Genomic DNA, 17,200 nt, shown 5'->3' on the forward strand with positions numbered 1-17,200 from the left:
CATGATTCGATGGAACCAATCACCCGCGCTGAGGTTCCCGATCTCGAACACTAGGGGCGCGGATACAAAACATTTCAAAAACCGCGTGTACAGCTCAAGAACCGCTGACGTATTTTCGGACTCATAGACCGCCGCCCGACAATAAAAAGATCGAACGGGAGCAATCATGAGCGACACGATTACCTGGGGCATGATGCTCCGCAAGCTGCCTTCCATTGCCAAAGCCATTCCTCGCGTGGTGAAGGGCATGAAGGTTGCCAACGTCAAGGACCCGACCCAACCGTGTGGCCTCGGCTGGACGTTCGAGCAAGCGACCTTGCGCAATCCCGACGGCCCGGCGTTGCTGCAAGGCGACGTTGCGCTGAGTTATGCACAGGTCAACCAGTGGTCGAATCGCATCGCCCATCATCTGATTGCCCAAGGCATCCAAAAGGGTGACGTGGTGGCGGTTTTTCTCGAGAACCGTCCCGAACTGCTGGTGACGATTCTGGCAGTGGCCAAGGTCGGTGCGATCAGTGCCTTGCTCAATACCTCGCAAACCCGCGACACCCTGGCGCACAGCCTGAACCTCGTGGCGCCTGCGGCGATCATTGTTGGCGAAGAACTGGCCCCGGCTTTCAGTGCAGTCCGCGAACGGGTAGCGATCGAGCCGATGCGCACCTGGTTCGTCGCAGATCAAGACACTCACCGGCATCCCGGCCATGCGCCCGACGGTTTCATCAACCTGATGAGCGCCTGTGCCCAGGCGTCCAGTGAGAATCCGGCCAGCGCCCAGCAGGTTTTCTTCGACGATCCTTGCTTCTATATCTACACCTCAGGCACCACCGGGTTGCCCAAGGCGGGCGTGTTCAAACACGGTCGCTGGATGCGCAGCTCGGCGAGCTTCGGCCAGATCGCCCTGAATATGCAGCCCGAGGATGTCGTCTATTGCACCTTGCCGCTGTATCACGCCACCGGACTCTGCGTGTGTTGGGGTTCGGCGATCAGCGGCGCCGCAGGATTTGCCATCCGCCGCAAGTTCAGCGCGAGCCAGTTCTGGAACGACGTGCGCAAATACCAGGCGACCACCCTTGGTTACGTCGGCGAATTATGCCGCTACCTGGTGGATCAACCGCCCATGGCCGACGACAGCAAACACCGCGTGACCAAAATGATCGGCAATGGCCTGCGTCCCGGCGCCTGGCGCGAGTTCAAGACGCGCTTTGCGGTAGAGCACATCTGCGAGTTGTACGCCGCGAGCGACGGCAATATCGGGTTCACCAACATTCTCAACTTCGACAACACCATCGGTTTTTCCCTGATGGCCTGGGAGCTGGTGGCCTACGACCACGACAGCGGCCTGCCGATTCGTGACGCCAAAGGCCTCATGCGCAAAGTCGCCAAAGGCGAGCAGGGCTTGTTGTTGGCGAGAATCGATGACAAGGCGCCGCTGGACGGTTACACCGATCCGCAGAAGACTGAAAAAGTCGTGCTCCACGACGTGTTCACCCGGGGCGACCGTTACTTCAATACCGGCGATCTGTTGCGCAACATCGGTTTTGGCCATGCACAGTTTGTTGATCGGTTGGGGGACACCTACCGCTGGAAGGGGGAGAACGTCTCGACCACAGAGGTCGAGAACATCCTGCTACAACACCCGAATATTTCTGAAGCCGTGGCGTATGGCGTCGAAATTCAAAACACCAACGGGCGTGCCGGCATGGCCGCGATCACGCCAGCCGAATCTTTGGCGACCCTGGACTTCAGCGAGTTGCTGGCGTTTGCCCGCCAGCAAATGCCCGCGTATGCGGTGCCGCTTTTCCTGCGGGTAAAAGTGAAAATGGAAACCACCGGGACCTTCAAATACCAGAAGACCCGGCTCAAGGACGAAGCCTTCGACCCCGGCAAAACCGGCGATGACCCGATCTACGCCTGGCTGCCCGGCACCCAGACTTACGTGCAAGTCACCGACCAGGTCCTGGCGGATATTCGCGACGGCAAGTACCGCTATTGAATGTGGCTATGGCAGTTCTTGAGAAAAAAGAAGTGACAGCCTCGGGGCTGCTCGGGAAACTGTCGGCTTTCCGAATGACAGACAGTGGAGTCCCCCATGTCAGACCAAAGCCGCCAGATGACCCCCGAAGAAGCCGCTGAATTTGCCGAACAGGTATTCAACAAGGCGCGCGAGGGCGATGCGGCCATGATGGCTGCGCTGCTGACCAAAGGCCTGCCGCCGAACCTGCGTAACCACAAGGGCGACACCTTGCTGATGCTCGCTGCCTACCACGGCCATGTGGAGACGGTAAAAGTGTTGCTGGAACACAAGGCCGACCCGGAAATCCGCAACGATAATGGCCAAAGCCCGATTGCCGGCGCCGCGTTCAAGGGCGACCTGGCGGTGGTCAAGGCGTTGGTCGAGGGTGGCGCACAAGTGGAAGGCTCGTCCTTCGACGGCCGCACAGCGCTGATGATGGCCGCGATGTTCAACCGCGTTGAAATCGTCGATTACCTGATCAGCAAAGGCGCCGATCCGAAAGCCAAGGATGCCAATGGCGTCACCGCGCTGGACGCCGCGAAAACCCTGGGCGCTGTCGACACCACCGCGCAGCTGCAAAAACTGCTGGCCTGATCGTACACGGTCCTTGTGGTGAGAGGCTTCTGTGGCGAGGGAGCTTGCTCCCGCTGGGCTGCGAAGCAGCCCCAAAACCAGTCACCGCAGAGGTTCAGATAGACCACAAACACCGGGATTACGACTGCTTCGCAGCCGAGCGGGAGCAAGCTCCCTCGCCACACAGTTTTGGTCTGCTCGGTAACTCTCTCCGAATGCGCTATCCTTCGCGCCCCCAAAATTCACTCGCTACAGGATCCGCCCCATGAAAGCCGCACTCGTCGAACTCATCACTAAAATCAGCTCCGGGTGCATGAGCGAAGAGGCAATCCTGAACGTCGCTGACGAAGCGGCTCAGGCCTACGCCGATCCCGAGGCTTTTCTGACGGCCAATCCGGATATCAACTACGACGACTCCTTCCCGATTCCACTGGGCGAGTGGGTTGTGGTCGGCAGCCTGCCGGAAACCGTGCTGTTCCAGGCCGACACCTACGTCGACCTGTTCGCCCAGATCGTCGCCTCGTTCGGCCCCAGTGTTGATTTCAACATCAAACCCAAGCAACTGGCCAAGACCGAAGCCCTGACCGCGCTCAACCGCATTCAGGTGCAGATGGGCAGCATGAACAAGGAAAACGGCGGTTACACGCTGATGAACTTCAGCCAGTTGCTCGACGACGAACTGCAAGTGGTATTGGTCTACGGCAACGACGTACCGCGCGTACTCGAGTTGTGCGCACAAGTGGGTATCACCGCCGCGCCATCGCTCGAAGCCCTGAAAATCGCGGTCCACGTTTAAAAAACGGAACCCTCGCAAGGCCCGGCTATCCTAAGAGTGCACACCACTCTTAGGGAGCGACACCATGGGTTCCACGTTCAATGGCCTGATTGGCCTGATTATTCTTGTCCTGGACATCTGGGCCATCATCAACGTGCTCAAAAGTGGCGCCGACACAGGGATGAAAATCATCTGGGTGCTGCTGATCCTGCTGCTGCCGGTCCTGGGCCTGATCATCTGGGCCATCGCCGGGCCACGGGGCAATGTGCGGATCTGACCCCAACACCGCCCCCGCTGTAGGAGCGAGGCTTACCCTCGAAGAACGATTACACGGCTTAACAAAAAGCCCGAGTTATCGTTCTTCGCGGGCAAGTCTCGCTCCTACAGGCATGTGGGTGTCAGAAGGTTCGACCTGTCATCTTCCGCAACGTAGAATGCGCGCCTTTCCCGGTTAATCGAGTCGATCGATTGGCCATCATGGGCGGGTAACCGTCCGTTGCCACCGCATTCATCGGAGCACTTCCCATGAGCAACATCACCACCAGCGAATACCTGGAAACCCTCTACGAAGGCTACGGCCAGCGTTTTCGCATGGAAAAACTGCTGCACGAAGTGCGCACCGAACACCAGCACCTGGTGATTTTCGAAAACCCGCGCATGGGCCGGGTCATGGCGCTGGACGGCGTGATCCAGACCACCGAGGCCGACGAATTCATCTATCACGAGATGCTCACCCACGTGCCGATCCTGGCGCACGGCACCGCCAAGCGCGTGTTGATCATCGGTGGTGGCGACGGCGGCATGCTGCGTGAAGTGGCCAAGCACCGCAGCATCGAGCACATCACCATGGTCGAGATTGACGGCACCGTGGTCGACATGTGCAAGGAATTCCTCCCGAACCACTCCAAGGGTGCGTTCGATGATCCACGCCTGAACCTGGTGATCGACGACGGCATGCGTTTCGTCGCCACCACCACCGAAAAATTCGACGTGATCATTTCCGACTCCACCGACCCGATCGGTCCGGGTGAAGTGCTGTTCTCCGAAAACTTCTACCAGGCCTGCCGTCGCTGCCTGAACGAAGGCGGCATCCTGGTCACCCAGAACGGCACGCCGTTCATGCAGATCGAAGAAGTCAAAACCACCGCTGGCCGCCTGCGCAGCCTATTCCCGGACTGGCACTTCTATCAGGCCGCAGTGCCGACCTACATCGGCGGCGCCATGACCTTTGCCTGGGGCGCGACCAACACCGCCTATCGCAAGTTGTCCCGCGAAACCCTGCAACAGCGTTTCGCCGGCAGCGGCATCATCACCCGCTATTACAACCCGGAAATCCACATCGGCGCCTTCGCCTTGCCGCAATACGTGCTGCAAGCGGTGAACAAGCCAAGCAACGACTAAACTGAAGATGTGCGCATAACCCCCTTGTAGGAGCGAAGCTTGTTCGCGAAAGCGGTGCATCAGGCAATACACACGTTGACTGATGCACCGCTTTCGCGAGCAAGCTTCGCACCTAAAGGATCCTGTATTTTTTTCATACCTGCATGCGGTAATCCGTTTGAACGATCACTCAGGCCAAAAGTCCAGATGGTTGTAAGCCCATTTGCGGGTTTGTTCGAGGAGGCACTGATGCAAAAGTGGAAAATCACTTTCGTGGATGATCACGGTGAAACAGTCGATGAAGTCTTTGAGTGCGACGAGTGCCCGGATAACGAGCAAGCCGCGAAACTCATCAAGGCCCGGCTCCTTCCTGTCGCCGCCGAACTGGATCTGAATGATCTGGAAGGGCGAACCGCTGATGCCAGCGTCAAAAGTCTCAAAGCCCAGAACAGCATTCAAATCCTCGGCATCACGCCAATCTGAACAACACCTGTCTCATTCTTATCCAGGCCTTGGCAGCGCCTCTGTCTTGGGGCTACTCTGCAATCGAGATCAGCGAACGGATCGCTAAGGTCTGGTCTTGTCAGCACATGCTTGCTTCCCACCGGCAACCTGGTTGCCGCATCACTCGCACCAATCGGTTGCGCGTGCCGGGAATACGGAAAGTCTATCCATCATGATTGAGGGGGACGTTTCATGAGCACAGCCTATCAAGAAGACATCAGCAGCAGCGTGTTGCGCCGCATGAAAGAAGGCGGCTTCGATTTTTCACGATTCCATCCCATCGAGTTCTACGCCATTTTCCCGGACGAGGAGCGGGCACGCAGGGCGGCAGGGCAATACAAAGGTGAATCCTTGAACGCGCAAATCAGTGTGCGCGATGACGGCGCATGGGCGCTCGAACTGAGCAAAGTCATGTACGCCACCTACGATGATATCGGCGATTTCGAACAGGGTTTCGAGGCGGTGGTCGAGCCTCTGGGCGGCATCCTCGAAGGGTGGGGCGTCAAGCAGGAAGTACGAGGGCGACTCGCATAAAGTTATGAACAGTGACAACGCTCAGCAACGGCTGACCTTCGGGTTGGCCGTTTTCGTTTATGGCGCTCGGAATATCCCCTCGGCAAAACCCTGAAACAAGAATCCCGGCGCAAAAAAAACCGCCTGAGCAGGCGGCTAAAGGGAAGTTCGATCAGGTTTTGCAGCGAATGCGCGGATTATCCGCACCGCCGGACGGGCAGTGAAATCAACTCTGACTATGCTGGTGATAGGCGACAACGTCGCCTTGTAATGAAGCGGGGGCGATCAGCTGGGGGCGTTTGCTGCACAGGATTGGTGCGGTGCAAACAGCGTGATTATCCAACTGATTGATAACAAAGCGTTTCTGCCGATGGCACGGGCCTTGCGAAGCCTAGATGTCCGGGTGACAAGGAGTACGGCATGATCCGCACCTATTTTGATGAGATGTACGATGCCGGCGGCCAGGTCCGCCCGCATTATCGGGAGTTTGCCCGTTGGCTGGCCGAGACGCCTGACGAGCTCTTGGCACAACGGCGACGCGAGGCCGATCTGTTATTTCATCGCGCCGGGATTACGTTCACGCTCTACGGTGATGAGCAGGGGACAGAGCGCCTGATTCCTTTCGATACCATTCCGCGCAGCATCCCCGCCAGTGAATGGCGGATCGTCGAGCGCGGCTGTATCCAGCGGGTCAAGGCGTTGAACATGTTCCTCGCCGACCTCTATCACGAGCAGCGCATCATCAAGGCCGGCATCATCCCGGCCGAGCAAGTGCTGGCCAACGAGCAATACCAGTTGGCGATGCAAGGGCTCGATCTGCACCGCGATATCTACTCGCACATCTCCGGCGTCGATCTGGTGCGCGATGGCGACGGCTCGTACTACGTGCTTGAAGACAACCTTCGTACACCCAGCGGCGTGAGCTACATGCTCGAAGACCGCAAGATGATGATGCGGTTGTTTCCCGAGTTGTTCTCGGCCCAGCGCATCGCACCGATCGACCATTATCCGAACCTGCTGCTCGACACCCTGAAAAGCTCCAGCCCGATCGATAACCCGAGCGTGGTGGTGCTGACGCCGGGTCGTTTCAACAGCGCGTTTTTCGAGCATGCATTCCTGGCGCGGGAGATGGGCGTTGAGTTGGTGGAAGGTGCGGACCTGTTCGTGCGCGACGACAAGGTGTTTATGCGCACCACGGACGGGCCGAAGGCGGTCGACGTGATTTACCGTCGCCTCGACGATGCATTCCTCGATCCGCTGGCGTTCAACCCGGATTCGATGCTCGGGGTTCCTGGGCTGCTGTCGTCTTACCGATCCGGCAACGTGGTGTTGGCGAATGCCATCGGCACGGGGGTGGCGGACGACAAGTCGGTGTATCCGTTTGTCACGGACATGATCCGTTTCTACCTGGACGAAGAGCCGATCCTCAAGAACGTGCCGACGTTCCAGTGTCGCAATCCTTCTGAGCTTTCCCACGTGCTGGCCAATCTGCCAGACCTGGTGGTCAAGGAAACCCAAGGCTCCGGCGGTTACGGAATGCTGGTGGGGCCGGCGGCGACTGCGGCGGAAATCGAGTCGTTTCGCGCGCGGATCAAAGCCAAGCCCCACGCGTATATCGCGCAACCGACGTTGTCCCTGTCGACCTGTCCGACCTTTGTCGAAAACGGCATCGCGCCACGCCATATCGACCTGCGTCCGTTTGTATTGTCTGGCCGCGAAACCCGGGTTGTGCCCGGCGGTTTGACCCGTGTCGCCCTGCGTGAAGGCTCTCTGGTGGTGAATTCTTCCCAGGGCGGCGGAACCAAGGACACCTGGGTGGTCGAGGATTGAAGGAAGCTTGCCATGTTAAGTAGAACTGCCTCGGATTTGTATTGGATGTCGCGTTACCTGGAGCGGGCGGAAAACCTCGCACGGATGCTCGACATCAGTTATTCGCTGTCGCTGATGCCGCAGGATGGTCGCGGTGACGGTCTGCACGAACTGGCCATGCCGCTGCTGATTACCGGCACCCTGGACGATTACCTGGAGCGCCACGGTGATTTGCACGCCGAGCGGCTGCTGCATTTCTTCGCGTTGGACGCGGCCAACCCGGCGAGCATCTACAGCTGCCTGGGCTCGGCGCGGGCCAGTGCCCATGCGGTGCGTGGGCGAATCACCGCCGACATGTGGGAAAACATCAACGCCACCTGGCTGGAAATTCGCGGGATCGCCGAGCAAGGCCTGAGTCGCTACGGCATGAGCCGTTTTTGCGAGTGGATCAAGGAGCGTTCCCACCTGTTCCGTGGTGCGTCCTACGGCACGATCATGCGCAACGATGCGTTCCGATTCATTCGCCTGGGGACGTTTATCGAACGGGCCGACAACACGTTGCGCCTGCTCGACGCCCGCTACGAAATGGCCGGCGATCAGGCCGAAGCGGTCAGCGATGGCACGGCTCACGCGTATTACCAGTGGAGTGCGTTGCTGCGGGCGCTGTCCTCTTTCGAGGCCTACACCGAGATCTACCGGGATGCACCCGGTGCCCGGCATGTGGCCGAGTTGCTGTTGCTGCGCGCCGATGTGCCGCGGTCCCTGCGCGCCTGCACCGAAGAAATCGACCAGATCCTTGCCCAGTTGCCGGGGGCCAATGGCCGTCCCGCGCAACGTCTGGCGGCGGAGATGGACGCTCGCCTGCGCTACACCGGCATCAACGAAATTCTCGACGAAGGCCTGCACGCCTGGCTGACCGAATTCATCCCGCTGGTGCGCCAGTTGGGTAACGCCATTCACAGTTCCTACCTGGAGGCTGCATGAGACTTTCCATTAGCCACGAAACCACCTATCACTACGAAGATCAGGTGCGGGCGAGCATCCAGTACCTGCGACTGACACCCCACGACAGCGAGCGTCAGCACGTGCTCAGCTGGCAACTCGACCTGCCGCGCCCGGTGCGCGCGCAACTCGATCCGTTCGGCAACATCCTGCATGTACTGACCATGGACGAGCCCCACGAGGCAATCATCATCGGCGCCCGTGGTCAGGTGGACATCGACGAGCTGCGCGAAGCCGAACATGAAAGCCAGTCGGCACTGCCGTTCCTGCGCTTCACGCGCTTGACCGAAGCCGACGAGGCTCTACGTGCGTTCGCCGAGAAGGAATGTAAAAAACGCCGGGATCGCACGGCGTTGATCGACTTGATGCATGGCCTGAATTCGCACATGACCTACACGCCGGGCTCAACCGAAGTGGACACCAGCGCCGCCCAGGCCTTCGCCGGGCGTTCCGGTGTCTGTCAGGACCACACCCACGCGTTTCTCGCCTGTGCCCGCAGCCTGGGCATTCCGTCGCGTTATGTGTCGGGGTATTTGTACAGCGAGAACAGCGAACACCTGGCCAGTCACGCCTGGGCCGAAGCCTGGCTCGATGACGCCTGGTACAGCTTCGATGTGACCAATGAACTGGCCCGGCCGGAACGGCATTTGAAACTGGCCGTAGGCCTGGATTACCTGGATGCCTGCCCGGTACGCGGGATGCGCCGGGGCGGTGGGTGTGAGCAGATGCACGCGAAGGTGTTTGTTTCGCCGACGCCGATGCCAGTGATCTCAGTACAACAGCAGTAATTGCGATTCCCTGTGGCGAGGGAGCTTGCTCCCGCTCGGCCGCGCAGCAGTCGCAAACCCGGCGGATGCGGTTTACCTGAGGGACCGCGTCGCCTGATTTGAGGGCCGCTTAGCGCCCCAGCGGGAGCAAGCTCCCTCGCCACAGAACCGTGCTATTTGGCTGAATTCTGCTTACGCCCAGCCATATGCTTCAAATACCCCACCAGCATCTCCAGATCCCCCTCCGGCAACACCGTCGGCGCAAAGCCCGGCATCTTCGCCTGAGGCCACTGGCGCAAGCTCTGCGGATCTCGAATGTAGCGCTTCAGAAAGTCCGCCCCAAAGTATTCGGTCGGGTTAAACGGAATATTCAGATCCGGCCCGAACTGCGCATCCCCGGCACCGTTCAATCGATGGCACGCCAGGCAATTCTTCTGAAACAGCGCGAAGCCTTTATTCACCGGGTCATCCGCCTTCAAGGCAGGATCCGGCAGCAGGGCAGGGAAGCGCTCGGCCACGGGCGCCAAGCGCTTGATACTCGCCACTTGAAACGGCCATTGCTCCGGGCTGATGTTGCCGGCTTGCGGATCGACCCACACCAGATAAAACGGCCCGGCACCCTGTTTCCCTTCAGATAACGCAGGCCATGGTTTGGCCGGGTCTTCAATCGCCAGCCACGCGCGCGCGCCCTTAGCGTTCAGCAACGGCGCCGCGGACAGCTCTGCGGCAAAGCCGTCCAGCGCGACGGCTTGCAGATGGTCGTCAGGCTTGATGCCGGTCAACAGGGCTGCCAAGGGAACAGCGCGATAACTCATCTCCCGCTTGTAGGAAACGTCGTCGCTGATGGTGATGGTCTGGACCTGAGGATGCTTGAGCAACTCCTCTGTCTGCCAGGTGCGACTGCTCGCGCCCAGCTCGAGGTTCAGCTGTGCGGCATACAAGGGCGTGCTGAGCAGCAAGGCCCCGAACAGAATGAGCGTTTTCAAATGATCGCCGTCCATGTCGTGGAAGTGCCGCAAAGGTTGGCACACCCACGCTGGCCCGGGTAGCGAGCCAGTCACATTTTTAAGAGGGCGATGTAAAAACCTGGCGCCGTATTTTTTGAAGTCCGACTAGCCGATCACCTTGGTCAAGTTCGGCAAAATCAACAACAGCGTAGTGGCGAAAAGAATGAGCCCGGCTTGACGTACTTTCGAATGCTTGAACATGGCTTGACCGCCTTTTTTGTTATTTCCCGATGCTTGCCTGCATATCTCCATGACGGCAGAGCGCTGAACGTCCTGTAAGACGAGTGCCTCGGCAAAACCCGACGACAACTTCGTACATGTTCACCTTAGAGCCCGCGTCACGCTTGGTTTAGATCCATTTCGTATGCTTCGCTAACTTAAAGCTTTTAAAAAGGCATGAGGCCTATTGCCAGCTTCTTGGGCGCCCGTTTGCTAGACAGCTTGGTGACGTGAATCGGTTAATCCGCACCCGAGCGACCGTCCGTCTGAGCGTGTCCGTCAACGCCAGTGAGCACTGCGGTCATTGAATCCATGGCGGCTCGGCCTAAGGTGGAAGCTCAGTATTTACTCACCGCCCAGGTTCGAGGACGTCATGACCCAAGCTTTGATTTTCGACGCGTTACGCACGCCCCGTGGCAAAGGCAAGGCTGATGGCGCCTTGCACAGCGTCAAACCGGTGAATCTGGTGGCCGGGTTGCTCACGGCGTTGCAGCAGCGCACTTCGCTGGACACCAGTCAGGTCGATGACGTGGTGCTCGGCTGTGTCACGCCCATCGGCGATCAGGGTTCGGATATCGCCAAGACCGCGGCACAGGTCGCCGATTGGGACGTCAGCGTGTCTGGCGTGCAGATCAATCGCTTCTGCGCCTCGGGGCTGGAAGCCGTGAACCTCGGCGCGATGAAAGTCCGTTCCGGCTTCGAAGATCTGGTGGTGGTCGGCGGCGTCGAATCCATGTCCCGTGTACCCATGGGCAGCGATGGCGGCGCTTGGGCGCTGGACCCGGAAACCAACCTGCACAGTCATTTCACCCCGCAAGGCGTCGGTGCCGACCTGATCGCCACGATTGAAGGCTTTAGCCGTCAGGACGTCGATGCCTACGCGCTGCATTCCCAGCAAAAGGCCGCGCGGGCCCGGGCCAACGGTTCGTTCAATAAGTCGCTGGTGCCGGTGCAGGATCAGAACGGCATCATCCTGCTCGATCACGATGAGTTCATCCGCGCCGAATCGACCCTGGAAGGCCTGGGCAAACTCAAGCCAAGCTTCGAGATGATGGGGCAAATGGGCTTCGACGCCACCGCGTTGCGCGTGTACAGCCAGTTGGAGCGGATCAACCACGTCCACACACCGGGCAACAGTTCCGGCATCGTCGATGGCGCCGCCCTGATGCTCATCGGCTCCGAGGCCAAAGGCCGGGCGCTGGGTCTGCAGCCACGGGCGCGGATTGTCGCCACCGCAGTCACCAGCACCGACCCGACCATCATGCTCACCGGCCCGGCGCCGGCCACCCGCAAAGCATTGGCCAAGGCCGGTCTGCGGGTCGAAGACATCGACCTGTTCGAAGTCAACGAAGCCTTCGCCTCGGTGGTGCTGAAATTCATCAAGGACATGGCCATCGATCCGGACAAAGTCAACGTCAACGGCGGCTCTATCGCCATGGGCCATCCGCTGGGCGCCACCGGCTGCGCCATTCTCGGCACGCTGCTCGATGAGCTGGAAACCCGGCGTCTGCGCTATGGCCTCGCGACCCTGTGTGTCGGCGGCGGCATGGGCATTGCCACCATCATCGAACGCCTCTGAGCCCCGACCTTAAGGAACAAGTGACATGACTGAAGCCATTCGTTACGAAAAAGGTCAGGACCAGATCGTGGTCCTGACCATCGACATGCCGGGCCAGAGCGCCAACACCATGAGCGCGGTCTATCGCGAGGCGATGGCCGCCTGCGTTGCCCGCCTGGTGGCCGATAAGGACAGCATTGCCGGTGTCATCATCACCTCGGGCAAGAAAACCTTCTTTGCCGGCGGCGACCTCAATGAACTGATCAAGGTCGGCAAACCCGAAGCCAAGGCCTTTTACGACATGGTCCTGACGCTCAAAGGCCAATTGCGCACCCTGGAAACCCTCGGTAAACCGGTAGTGGCCGCGATCAATGGCGCAGCGCTGGGCGGTGGCTGGGAAATCTGCCTCGCCTGCCATCACCGCGTCGCGCTGGACAATCCATCCGTGCAACTCGGCCTGCCGGAAGTCACCCTTGGCCTGCTGCCGGGCGGCGGCGGGGTGGTGCGAATGGTGCGCATGCTGGGCATTGAAAAAGCCTTGCCGTACCTGCTCGAAGGCAAGAAAGTCCGGCCGCAGCAGGCCTTGCAAGCGGGTTTGATCGATGAACTGGCCGCGGATCGCGATGAACTGCTGAGCAAGGCGCGCGCCTGGATTATTGCCAATCCGACCGCCGTACAGCGGTGGGACGTGAAGGGTTATCAGATTCCCGGCGGCACGCCGTCGAACCCGAAAGTCGCGCAAATGCTCGCCATTGCGCCGTCGATCTTGCGCAGCAAAACCCAAGGCTGCATGCCCGCGCCGGAGAAAATTCTTTGCGCGGCGGTTGAAGGTGCCCAAGTGGATTTCGATACCGCGCACGTGATCGAAACCCGCTATTTCACGGAACTGACCACCGGACAAATCTCGAAAAACCTGATCGGGACCTTCTGGTTCCAGCTCAACGAGATCAACGCCGGCGGCTCGCGGCCCAAGGGGTTTGCCCCTTGCGTCACGCAAAAAGTCGGCGTGCTGGGCGCCGGGATGATGGGCGCGGGCATCGCCTTTGTCAGCGCCTCGGCCGGCATTGAAGTGGTGCTCAAGGACATCAACCTCGCAGCAGCGGAGAAGGGCAAGGCCCATTCGGCGGCGCTGCTGGACAAGAAAGTCGCCCGCGGCCAGATGATTGCGGAGCAGCGCGAGGCGATTCTGGCGCGGATCCATACCACAGAAAGCGATGCAGACTTGGTCGGCTGCGATCTGATCATTGAAGCGGTATTCGAAGACCGCGAGCTGAAAGCCAAAGTCTCCTCGGCGGCACAGAAAGTTGTCGGCCCGTCCGCGGTGATCGCCTCCAACACCTCGACCTTGCCGATCAGTGGCCTGGCCACCGCGGTGCCGGATCAAACGAAGTTCATCGGCCTGCATTTCTTCAGCCCGGTGGAGAAGATGCCATTGGTGGAAATCATCAAGGGCGCCAACACCAGCGACGAAACCCTGGCGCGCGGGTTCGATTTCGTCCTGCAAATCAAGAAAACCCCGATTGTGGTCAACGACAGTCGCGGCTTCTTCACTTCGCGGGTGTTCGGTACCTTCACCAACGAAGGCATCGCCATGCTCGGCGAAGGCGTGAGCGCACCGATGATCGAGACGGAAGCGCGCAAGGCCGGCATGCCGGTCGGGCCTCTGGCGATCTCTGACGAAGTTTCCCTCAGCCTCATGAGCCATATCCGCCAGCAAACCGCCAAAGACCTGCAAGCAGAAGGGAAATCGCTGATTGAGCACCCCGCATTCGCCGTGATTGACTTGCTGCTCAACGAATACAAGCGGCCCGGTAAAGCCGCAGGAGGCGGGTTCTACGAGTACCCGGTCGGTGGCCAGAAACATCTGTGGCCCGAGCTCAAAACCCGTTTCGAGAAAGCCGACGGGCAGATTTCGCCAAAGGATGTGCGCGATCGCCTGCTGTTCGTGCAAGCCATCGAAACTGTGCGTTGCGTGGAGGAGGGCGTGCTGACCTCGACGGCGGACGCCAACGTCGGCTCGATCTTCGGTATCGGCTTCGCGGCCTGGACCGGTGGCGCGCTGCAGTTCATCAACCAATACGGTGTGAAAGACTTCGTCGCCCGCGCCCAGTACCTGGCCCAGCAGTATGGCGAGCGCTTTGCGCCGCCGGCGTTGTTGCTGGAAAAAGCGGCCAAAGGGGAGGCCTTCTAAGGGACGTATGACGCCTTCCGGGGCTTGCCTTGTCACGGTGTTTCGAGGCAGGCTCTGGGGTGTGCATTATTCCCATCACGTGTCAGGTATTTTTTATGTCGTTACGCATCTGCATTCTGGAAACCGACATCCTGCGTCCGGAACTGGTCGATCAATATCAGGGTTACGGGCAGATGTTCCAGCATCTGTTTTCGCAGCAGCCGATCGCTGCCGAGTTCACCGTGTACAACGTGATGCAGGGCGAGTACCCGAGTGACGATCTGACCTTCGACGCCTACCTCGTCACCGGCAGCAAGGCCGATTCCTTCGGCACCGATCCGTGGATTGAAACCCTGCGGGCCTACTTGCTGAAGCGCTATGAGCGTGGCGACAAGTTGCTGGGCGTGTGTTTCGGCCATCAGTTGTTGGCGCTGCTGCTGGGCGGCAACAGCGAACGAGCGACCCAAGGTTGGGGTGTCGGCACGCACAAATACAAACTCGCTGCCAAGGCGCCATGGATGAGTCCGGTTCGAGAAGAGCTGACCTTGTTGATCAGCCACCAGGACCAGGTGACGTCGCTACCGGAAAACGCCACGGTCATCGCCTCCAGCGATTTCTGCCCGTTCGCCGCGTACCACATCAACGATCAGGTGCTGTGCTTCCAGGGGCACCCTGAATTCATTCACGATTATTCCCGTGCGCTGCTGGAAATTCGTCAGGAAGCGCTGGGTCAGCAGGTGTATACGAAAGGTGTGGCGAGCCTTGAGCAGGAGCACCATGGCACGACCGTTGCGGAGTGGATGATGCGGTTTGTGGCGCACAAGCCAGAAGCTAAAGCGGTTTAAAACCTTGCAGTGACTGTGTGGCGAGGGAGCACGCTCCCTTGCCACAAAAGCGTTTCAAAGCCACCCCGACTTCTTGAAACTCGCCCACAAACTTACACACCCCACCGTAATAAACCCCAACACCGCAAAATACCCGTAATGCCAGGTCAACTCCGGCATGTTCTGGAAGTTCATCCCGTAAATCCCCGCCACCGCCGTCGGGAACGCCAGAATTGCCGCCCACGCCGCAAACTTGCGCTGCACCACGCTCTGCCGTGACGCCTCCAGTAACACCCCGACCTCAATGGTCTGGCTGGCAATGTCCGCCAGGGTCGTCAGGTCTTCCATCTGCCGTGTGACGTGAATCTGCACATCGCGAAAGTACGGGCGCATGTTCTTGTCGATAAACGGAAAGCTCAGCTTCTGCAGCTCCTCGCCAATCTCCACCATCGGCGCCGCATAACGACGCAGGCGCAAGACGTCCCGGCGCAGGCCATGCAGCTTCTGGATGTCATGTTCATTCAGCGCGCTGCATATGACGTTGCGCTCCAGCTCATCGATCTCCGCATGAATCGCTTCGCCCACTGGCTGGTAGTTTTCAATCACAAAATCGAGGATGGCATAGAGGACGAAATCTTCCCCGTGCTCCAGCAATATTGGACGCGCCTCACAACGCTGGCGGACGAGGGCGTAGGACGCCGAGTGACCGTTGCGGGCGGTAATGATGTAACCGTTGCCGGCAAAGATATGAGTCTCGATGAACTCCAGTTTGCCTTCGTGCCGGATCGGCGAATACGTGACGATAAACAAGGCGTCGCCGAAGGTTTCGAGCTTTGGTCGGCTGTGTTTTTCCAGGGCGTCTTCGATGGCCAGTTCATGCAGGTTGAACTGGCGTTGCAGGTTGGCCAACTCCTGAGCATTCGGCTCTTCAAGGCCGATCCAGACAAAGTGGCCAGGCTTTGCAGCCCAGGCAGCGCCTTCGTCGAGGGTGATATTGGTGACTTTTTTACCGGCGCTATAAACCGCAGCAGCAACAACTCTACCCATGATTCAGGTTCACTTCTTATTTGCAGGTGGCAGTGGCAGGCAGTGCTCAGCTTAGCCTTGTCTGCTGCTTGAGAGTCAGTGAAATCTGTCGAGTTCGCCGGCAGAAGCTCGCAGGCGAAAAAAACCCGCACTCGGCGGGTTTGTTGTCAGGCGGCTTGCAGTTGCCGATCCATCGACTCAATGCACTCGCGCATCTGCTCGCGGCACTGGGCCATCAGCAGGGGCATGTCGTCCAGGCTCAATCCCGCCGTAGGAATCGCTGGGAGCGAGCGGATCAGAATTTTCCCACTGCGCCAGCGGTTCAGTCGCATGTGTTTGACGTAACTGCTGACACACACCGGCACGATTGGTACGCCCGCGGCGATCGCCATTTGGAACGCGCCTTTCTTGAACGGCAGCAACTCTTCACCGAGGTTGCGCGTGCCTTCCGGGAAAACCCAGATCGACGTGTCTTCATGCTGCAAGGTGTGCGTGGTGGTCAACATCGACTGGCGCGCCTTGTGCGCATTGCCGCGATCGATCAACACATTACCGGCCAGCCAGAACAACTGCCCGAACAGCGGCACCCACTTCAGGCTCTTCTTGCCGATGCACACGGTGCGGCGGGGCACCACGTTGCCGAACACAAACAAATCGTAGTTGGACTGGTGGTTGGCGATGATCACGCAGCTGTCGGGTTTATCCATCAACGGCCCGACATCGGCCTTCACCCGCAAACGCAAAATACACATCGCCGGCCACGCATACAGGCGCGCGCACAATCGGCTGTTGTCCGGGTTGAACGGACGGCACAGGCCCAGAATCACCCCAAGCACACCGGCCAGAATAAAGTGCAGGCCCATCAATAACATACGAAACACGAACAGCATTTACAGGCCCCACCGGGACAAAAGGTGGCGCAGTGTACGGATGTGCACTGTTTTCGGCAATTGCCGCTATAGAGGGAGGAGATAGGCGATGTTTGTGCACATGTTTCCGACTTGTGGGTCAGACGCGTGCTAGAGCGGTTGTGGGATTTTCAACAGCGAGCGTATGAAA

At 59.3% G+C, this 17,200-nt stretch carries 16 protein-coding genes; 13 read left to right on the forward strand and 3 right to left on the reverse strand.

All coding sequences use genetic code 11. From position 1 onward, the window contains the following. The first annotated feature begins 166 nt into the window (after positions 1-166). From ACA075_RS08975 to ACA075_RS09020, 10 genes are all read left to right on the forward strand, one after another. Positions 167-1,993, forward strand: coding sequence for a long-chain-acyl-CoA synthetase (locus ACA075_RS08975; protein ID WP_497298153.1), 1,827 nt, complete (start codon positions 167-169; stop codon positions 1,991-1,993). A 96-nt stretch (positions 1,994-2,089) separates the two neighbouring features. Further along, the gene (locus ACA075_RS08980; RefSeq protein ID WP_497298154.1) at positions 2,090-2,608 is read left to right on the forward strand and encodes an ankyrin repeat domain-containing protein; all 519 of its coding nucleotides are present in this window, start codon (positions 2,090-2,092) and stop codon (positions 2,606-2,608) included. 244 nt (positions 2,609-2,852) lie between these two features. Continuing rightward, the gene (locus tag ACA075_RS08985; protein WP_497298155.1) at positions 2,853-3,383 is read left to right on the forward strand and encodes a hypothetical protein; all 531 of its coding nucleotides are present in this window, start codon (positions 2,853-2,855) and stop codon (positions 3,381-3,383) included. Positions 3,384-3,447: 64 nt separating this feature from the next. Then, complete coding sequence (locus ACA075_RS08990; RefSeq protein ID WP_010456621.1) at positions 3,448-3,639, forward strand: PLDc N-terminal domain-containing protein; 192 nt, start codon at positions 3,448-3,450, stop codon at positions 3,637-3,639. A gap of 248 nt (positions 3,640-3,887) precedes the next feature. Next, entirely contained in the window at positions 3,888-4,763 is an 876-nt protein-coding gene (speE, locus tag ACA075_RS08995) for a polyamine aminopropyltransferase (protein ID WP_094471407.1), read from the forward strand. A gap of 228 nt (positions 4,764-4,991) precedes the next feature. Continuing rightward, entirely contained in the window at positions 4,992-5,225 is a 234-nt protein-coding gene (locus tag ACA075_RS09000; RefSeq protein ID WP_477793103.1) for a hypothetical protein, read from the forward strand. Positions 5,226-5,438: 213 nt separating this feature from the next. Beyond that, positions 5,439-5,780, forward strand: coding sequence for a ribonuclease E inhibitor RraB (locus ACA075_RS09005; protein WP_219095560.1), 342 nt, complete (start codon positions 5,439-5,441; stop codon positions 5,778-5,780). Between the two features lie 399 nt (positions 5,781-6,179). Next, entirely contained in the window at positions 6,180-7,589 is a 1,410-nt protein-coding gene (locus tag ACA075_RS09010; protein ID WP_497298156.1) for a circularly permuted type 2 ATP-grasp protein, read from the forward strand. Positions 7,590-7,601: 12 nt separating this feature from the next. Further along, positions 7,602-8,552, forward strand: coding sequence for an alpha-E domain-containing protein (locus ACA075_RS09015; RefSeq protein WP_131062458.1), 951 nt, complete (start codon positions 7,602-7,604; stop codon positions 8,550-8,552). Continuing rightward, positions 8,549-9,358, forward strand: a complete 810-nt coding sequence (locus tag ACA075_RS09020; RefSeq protein WP_150630097.1) for a transglutaminase family protein — start codon at positions 8,549-8,551, stop codon at positions 9,356-9,358. The genes ACA075_RS09015 and ACA075_RS09020 overlap by 4 nt, the downstream gene beginning before the upstream one ends. Before the next feature lie 152 nt (positions 9,359-9,510). Here the strand turns inward: ACA075_RS09020 and ACA075_RS09025 are convergent, their stop codons facing one another. Next, positions 9,511-10,338 (reverse strand): c-type cytochrome, encoded by an 828-nt coding sequence (locus ACA075_RS09025; RefSeq protein ID WP_497299217.1) that lies wholly within the window; start codon positions 10,336-10,338, stop codon positions 9,511-9,513. A gap of 598 nt (positions 10,339-10,936) precedes the next feature. Here ACA075_RS09025 and ACA075_RS09030 point away from each other — a divergent pair. The 3 genes from ACA075_RS09030 to ACA075_RS09040 all read left to right on the forward strand — a co-directional run bounded on the left by ACA075_RS09030 (position 10,937) and on the right by ACA075_RS09040 (position 15,136). Further along, a complete protein-coding gene (locus ACA075_RS09030) occupies positions 10,937-12,142 on the forward strand; it encodes an acetyl-CoA C-acetyltransferase (protein ID WP_497298157.1) in 1,206 nt (401 codons plus the stop codon). A gap of 25 nt (positions 12,143-12,167) precedes the next feature. Continuing rightward, entirely contained in the window at positions 12,168-14,312 is a 2,145-nt protein-coding gene (locus tag ACA075_RS09035) for a 3-hydroxyacyl-CoA dehydrogenase NAD-binding domain-containing protein (RefSeq protein WP_497298159.1), read from the forward strand. A gap of 95 nt (positions 14,313-14,407) precedes the next feature. Further along, positions 14,408-15,136 carry an amidotransferase gene (locus tag ACA075_RS09040; RefSeq protein ID WP_497298160.1) on the forward strand — a complete coding sequence of 243 codons (729 nt, stop codon included), beginning with the start codon at positions 14,408-14,410 and terminating at the stop codon, positions 15,134-15,136. 54 nt (positions 15,137-15,190) lie between these two features. Here ACA075_RS09040 and ACA075_RS09045 read toward each other — a convergent pair whose 3' ends face one another. Continuing rightward, positions 15,191-16,162 carry a magnesium and cobalt transport protein CorA gene (locus tag ACA075_RS09045; protein ID WP_497298162.1) on the reverse strand — a complete coding sequence of 324 codons (972 nt, stop codon included), beginning with the start codon at positions 16,160-16,162 and terminating at the stop codon, positions 15,191-15,193. Positions 16,163-16,308: 146 nt separating this feature from the next. Next, positions 16,309-17,031: a lysophospholipid acyltransferase family protein gene (locus ACA075_RS09050; RefSeq protein WP_497298163.1), complete on the reverse strand. Its 723-nt coding sequence runs from the start codon at positions 17,029-17,031 to the stop codon at positions 16,309-16,311. Between the last annotated feature and the right edge of the window lie 169 nt (positions 17,032-17,200).

This window comes from Pseudomonas sp. LBUM1663 (genome assembly GCF_059695905.1).

Coding starts and splice junctions, on each gene's coding strand:
- ACA075_RS08975 (WP_497298153.1), top strand. CDS start 167: ATGAGCGACACGATTACCTGGGGCATGATGCTCCGCAAGCTGCCTTCC.
- ACA075_RS08980 (WP_497298154.1), top strand. CDS start 2,090: ATGTCAGACCAAAGCCGCCAGATGACCCCCGAAGAAGCCGCTGAATTT.
- ACA075_RS08985 (WP_497298155.1), top strand. CDS start 2,853: ATGAAAGCCGCACTCGTCGAACTCATCACTAAAATCAGCTCCGGGTGC.
- ACA075_RS08990 (WP_010456621.1), top strand. CDS start 3,448: ATGGGTTCCACGTTCAATGGCCTGATTGGCCTGATTATTCTTGTCCTG.
- speE (WP_094471407.1), top strand. CDS start 3,888: ATGAGCAACATCACCACCAGCGAATACCTGGAAACCCTCTACGAAGGC.
- ACA075_RS09000 (WP_477793103.1), top strand. CDS start 4,992: ATGCAAAAGTGGAAAATCACTTTCGTGGATGATCACGGTGAAACAGTC.
- ACA075_RS09005 (WP_219095560.1), top strand. CDS start 5,439: ATGAGCACAGCCTATCAAGAAGACATCAGCAGCAGCGTGTTGCGCCGC.
- ACA075_RS09010 (WP_497298156.1), top strand. CDS start 6,180: ATGATCCGCACCTATTTTGATGAGATGTACGATGCCGGCGGCCAGGTC.
- ACA075_RS09015 (WP_131062458.1), top strand. CDS start 7,602: ATGTTAAGTAGAACTGCCTCGGATTTGTATTGGATGTCGCGTTACCTG.
- ACA075_RS09020 (WP_150630097.1), top strand. CDS start 8,549: ATGAGACTTTCCATTAGCCACGAAACCACCTATCACTACGAAGATCAG.
- ACA075_RS09025 (WP_497299217.1), bottom strand. CDS start 10,338: ATGGACGGCGATCATTTGAAAACGCTCATTCTGTTCGGGGCCTTGCTG.
- ACA075_RS09030 (WP_497298157.1), top strand. CDS start 10,937: ATGACCCAAGCTTTGATTTTCGACGCGTTACGCACGCCCCGTGGCAAA.
- ACA075_RS09035 (WP_497298159.1), top strand. CDS start 12,168: ATGACTGAAGCCATTCGTTACGAAAAAGGTCAGGACCAGATCGTGGTC.
- ACA075_RS09040 (WP_497298160.1), top strand. CDS start 14,408: ATGTCGTTACGCATCTGCATTCTGGAAACCGACATCCTGCGTCCGGAA.
- ACA075_RS09045 (WP_497298162.1), bottom strand. CDS start 16,162: ATGGGTAGAGTTGTTGCTGCTGCGGTTTATAGCGCCGGTAAAAAAGTC.
- ACA075_RS09050 (WP_497298163.1), bottom strand. CDS start 17,031: ATGCTGTTCGTGTTTCGTATGTTATTGATGGGCCTGCACTTTATTCTG.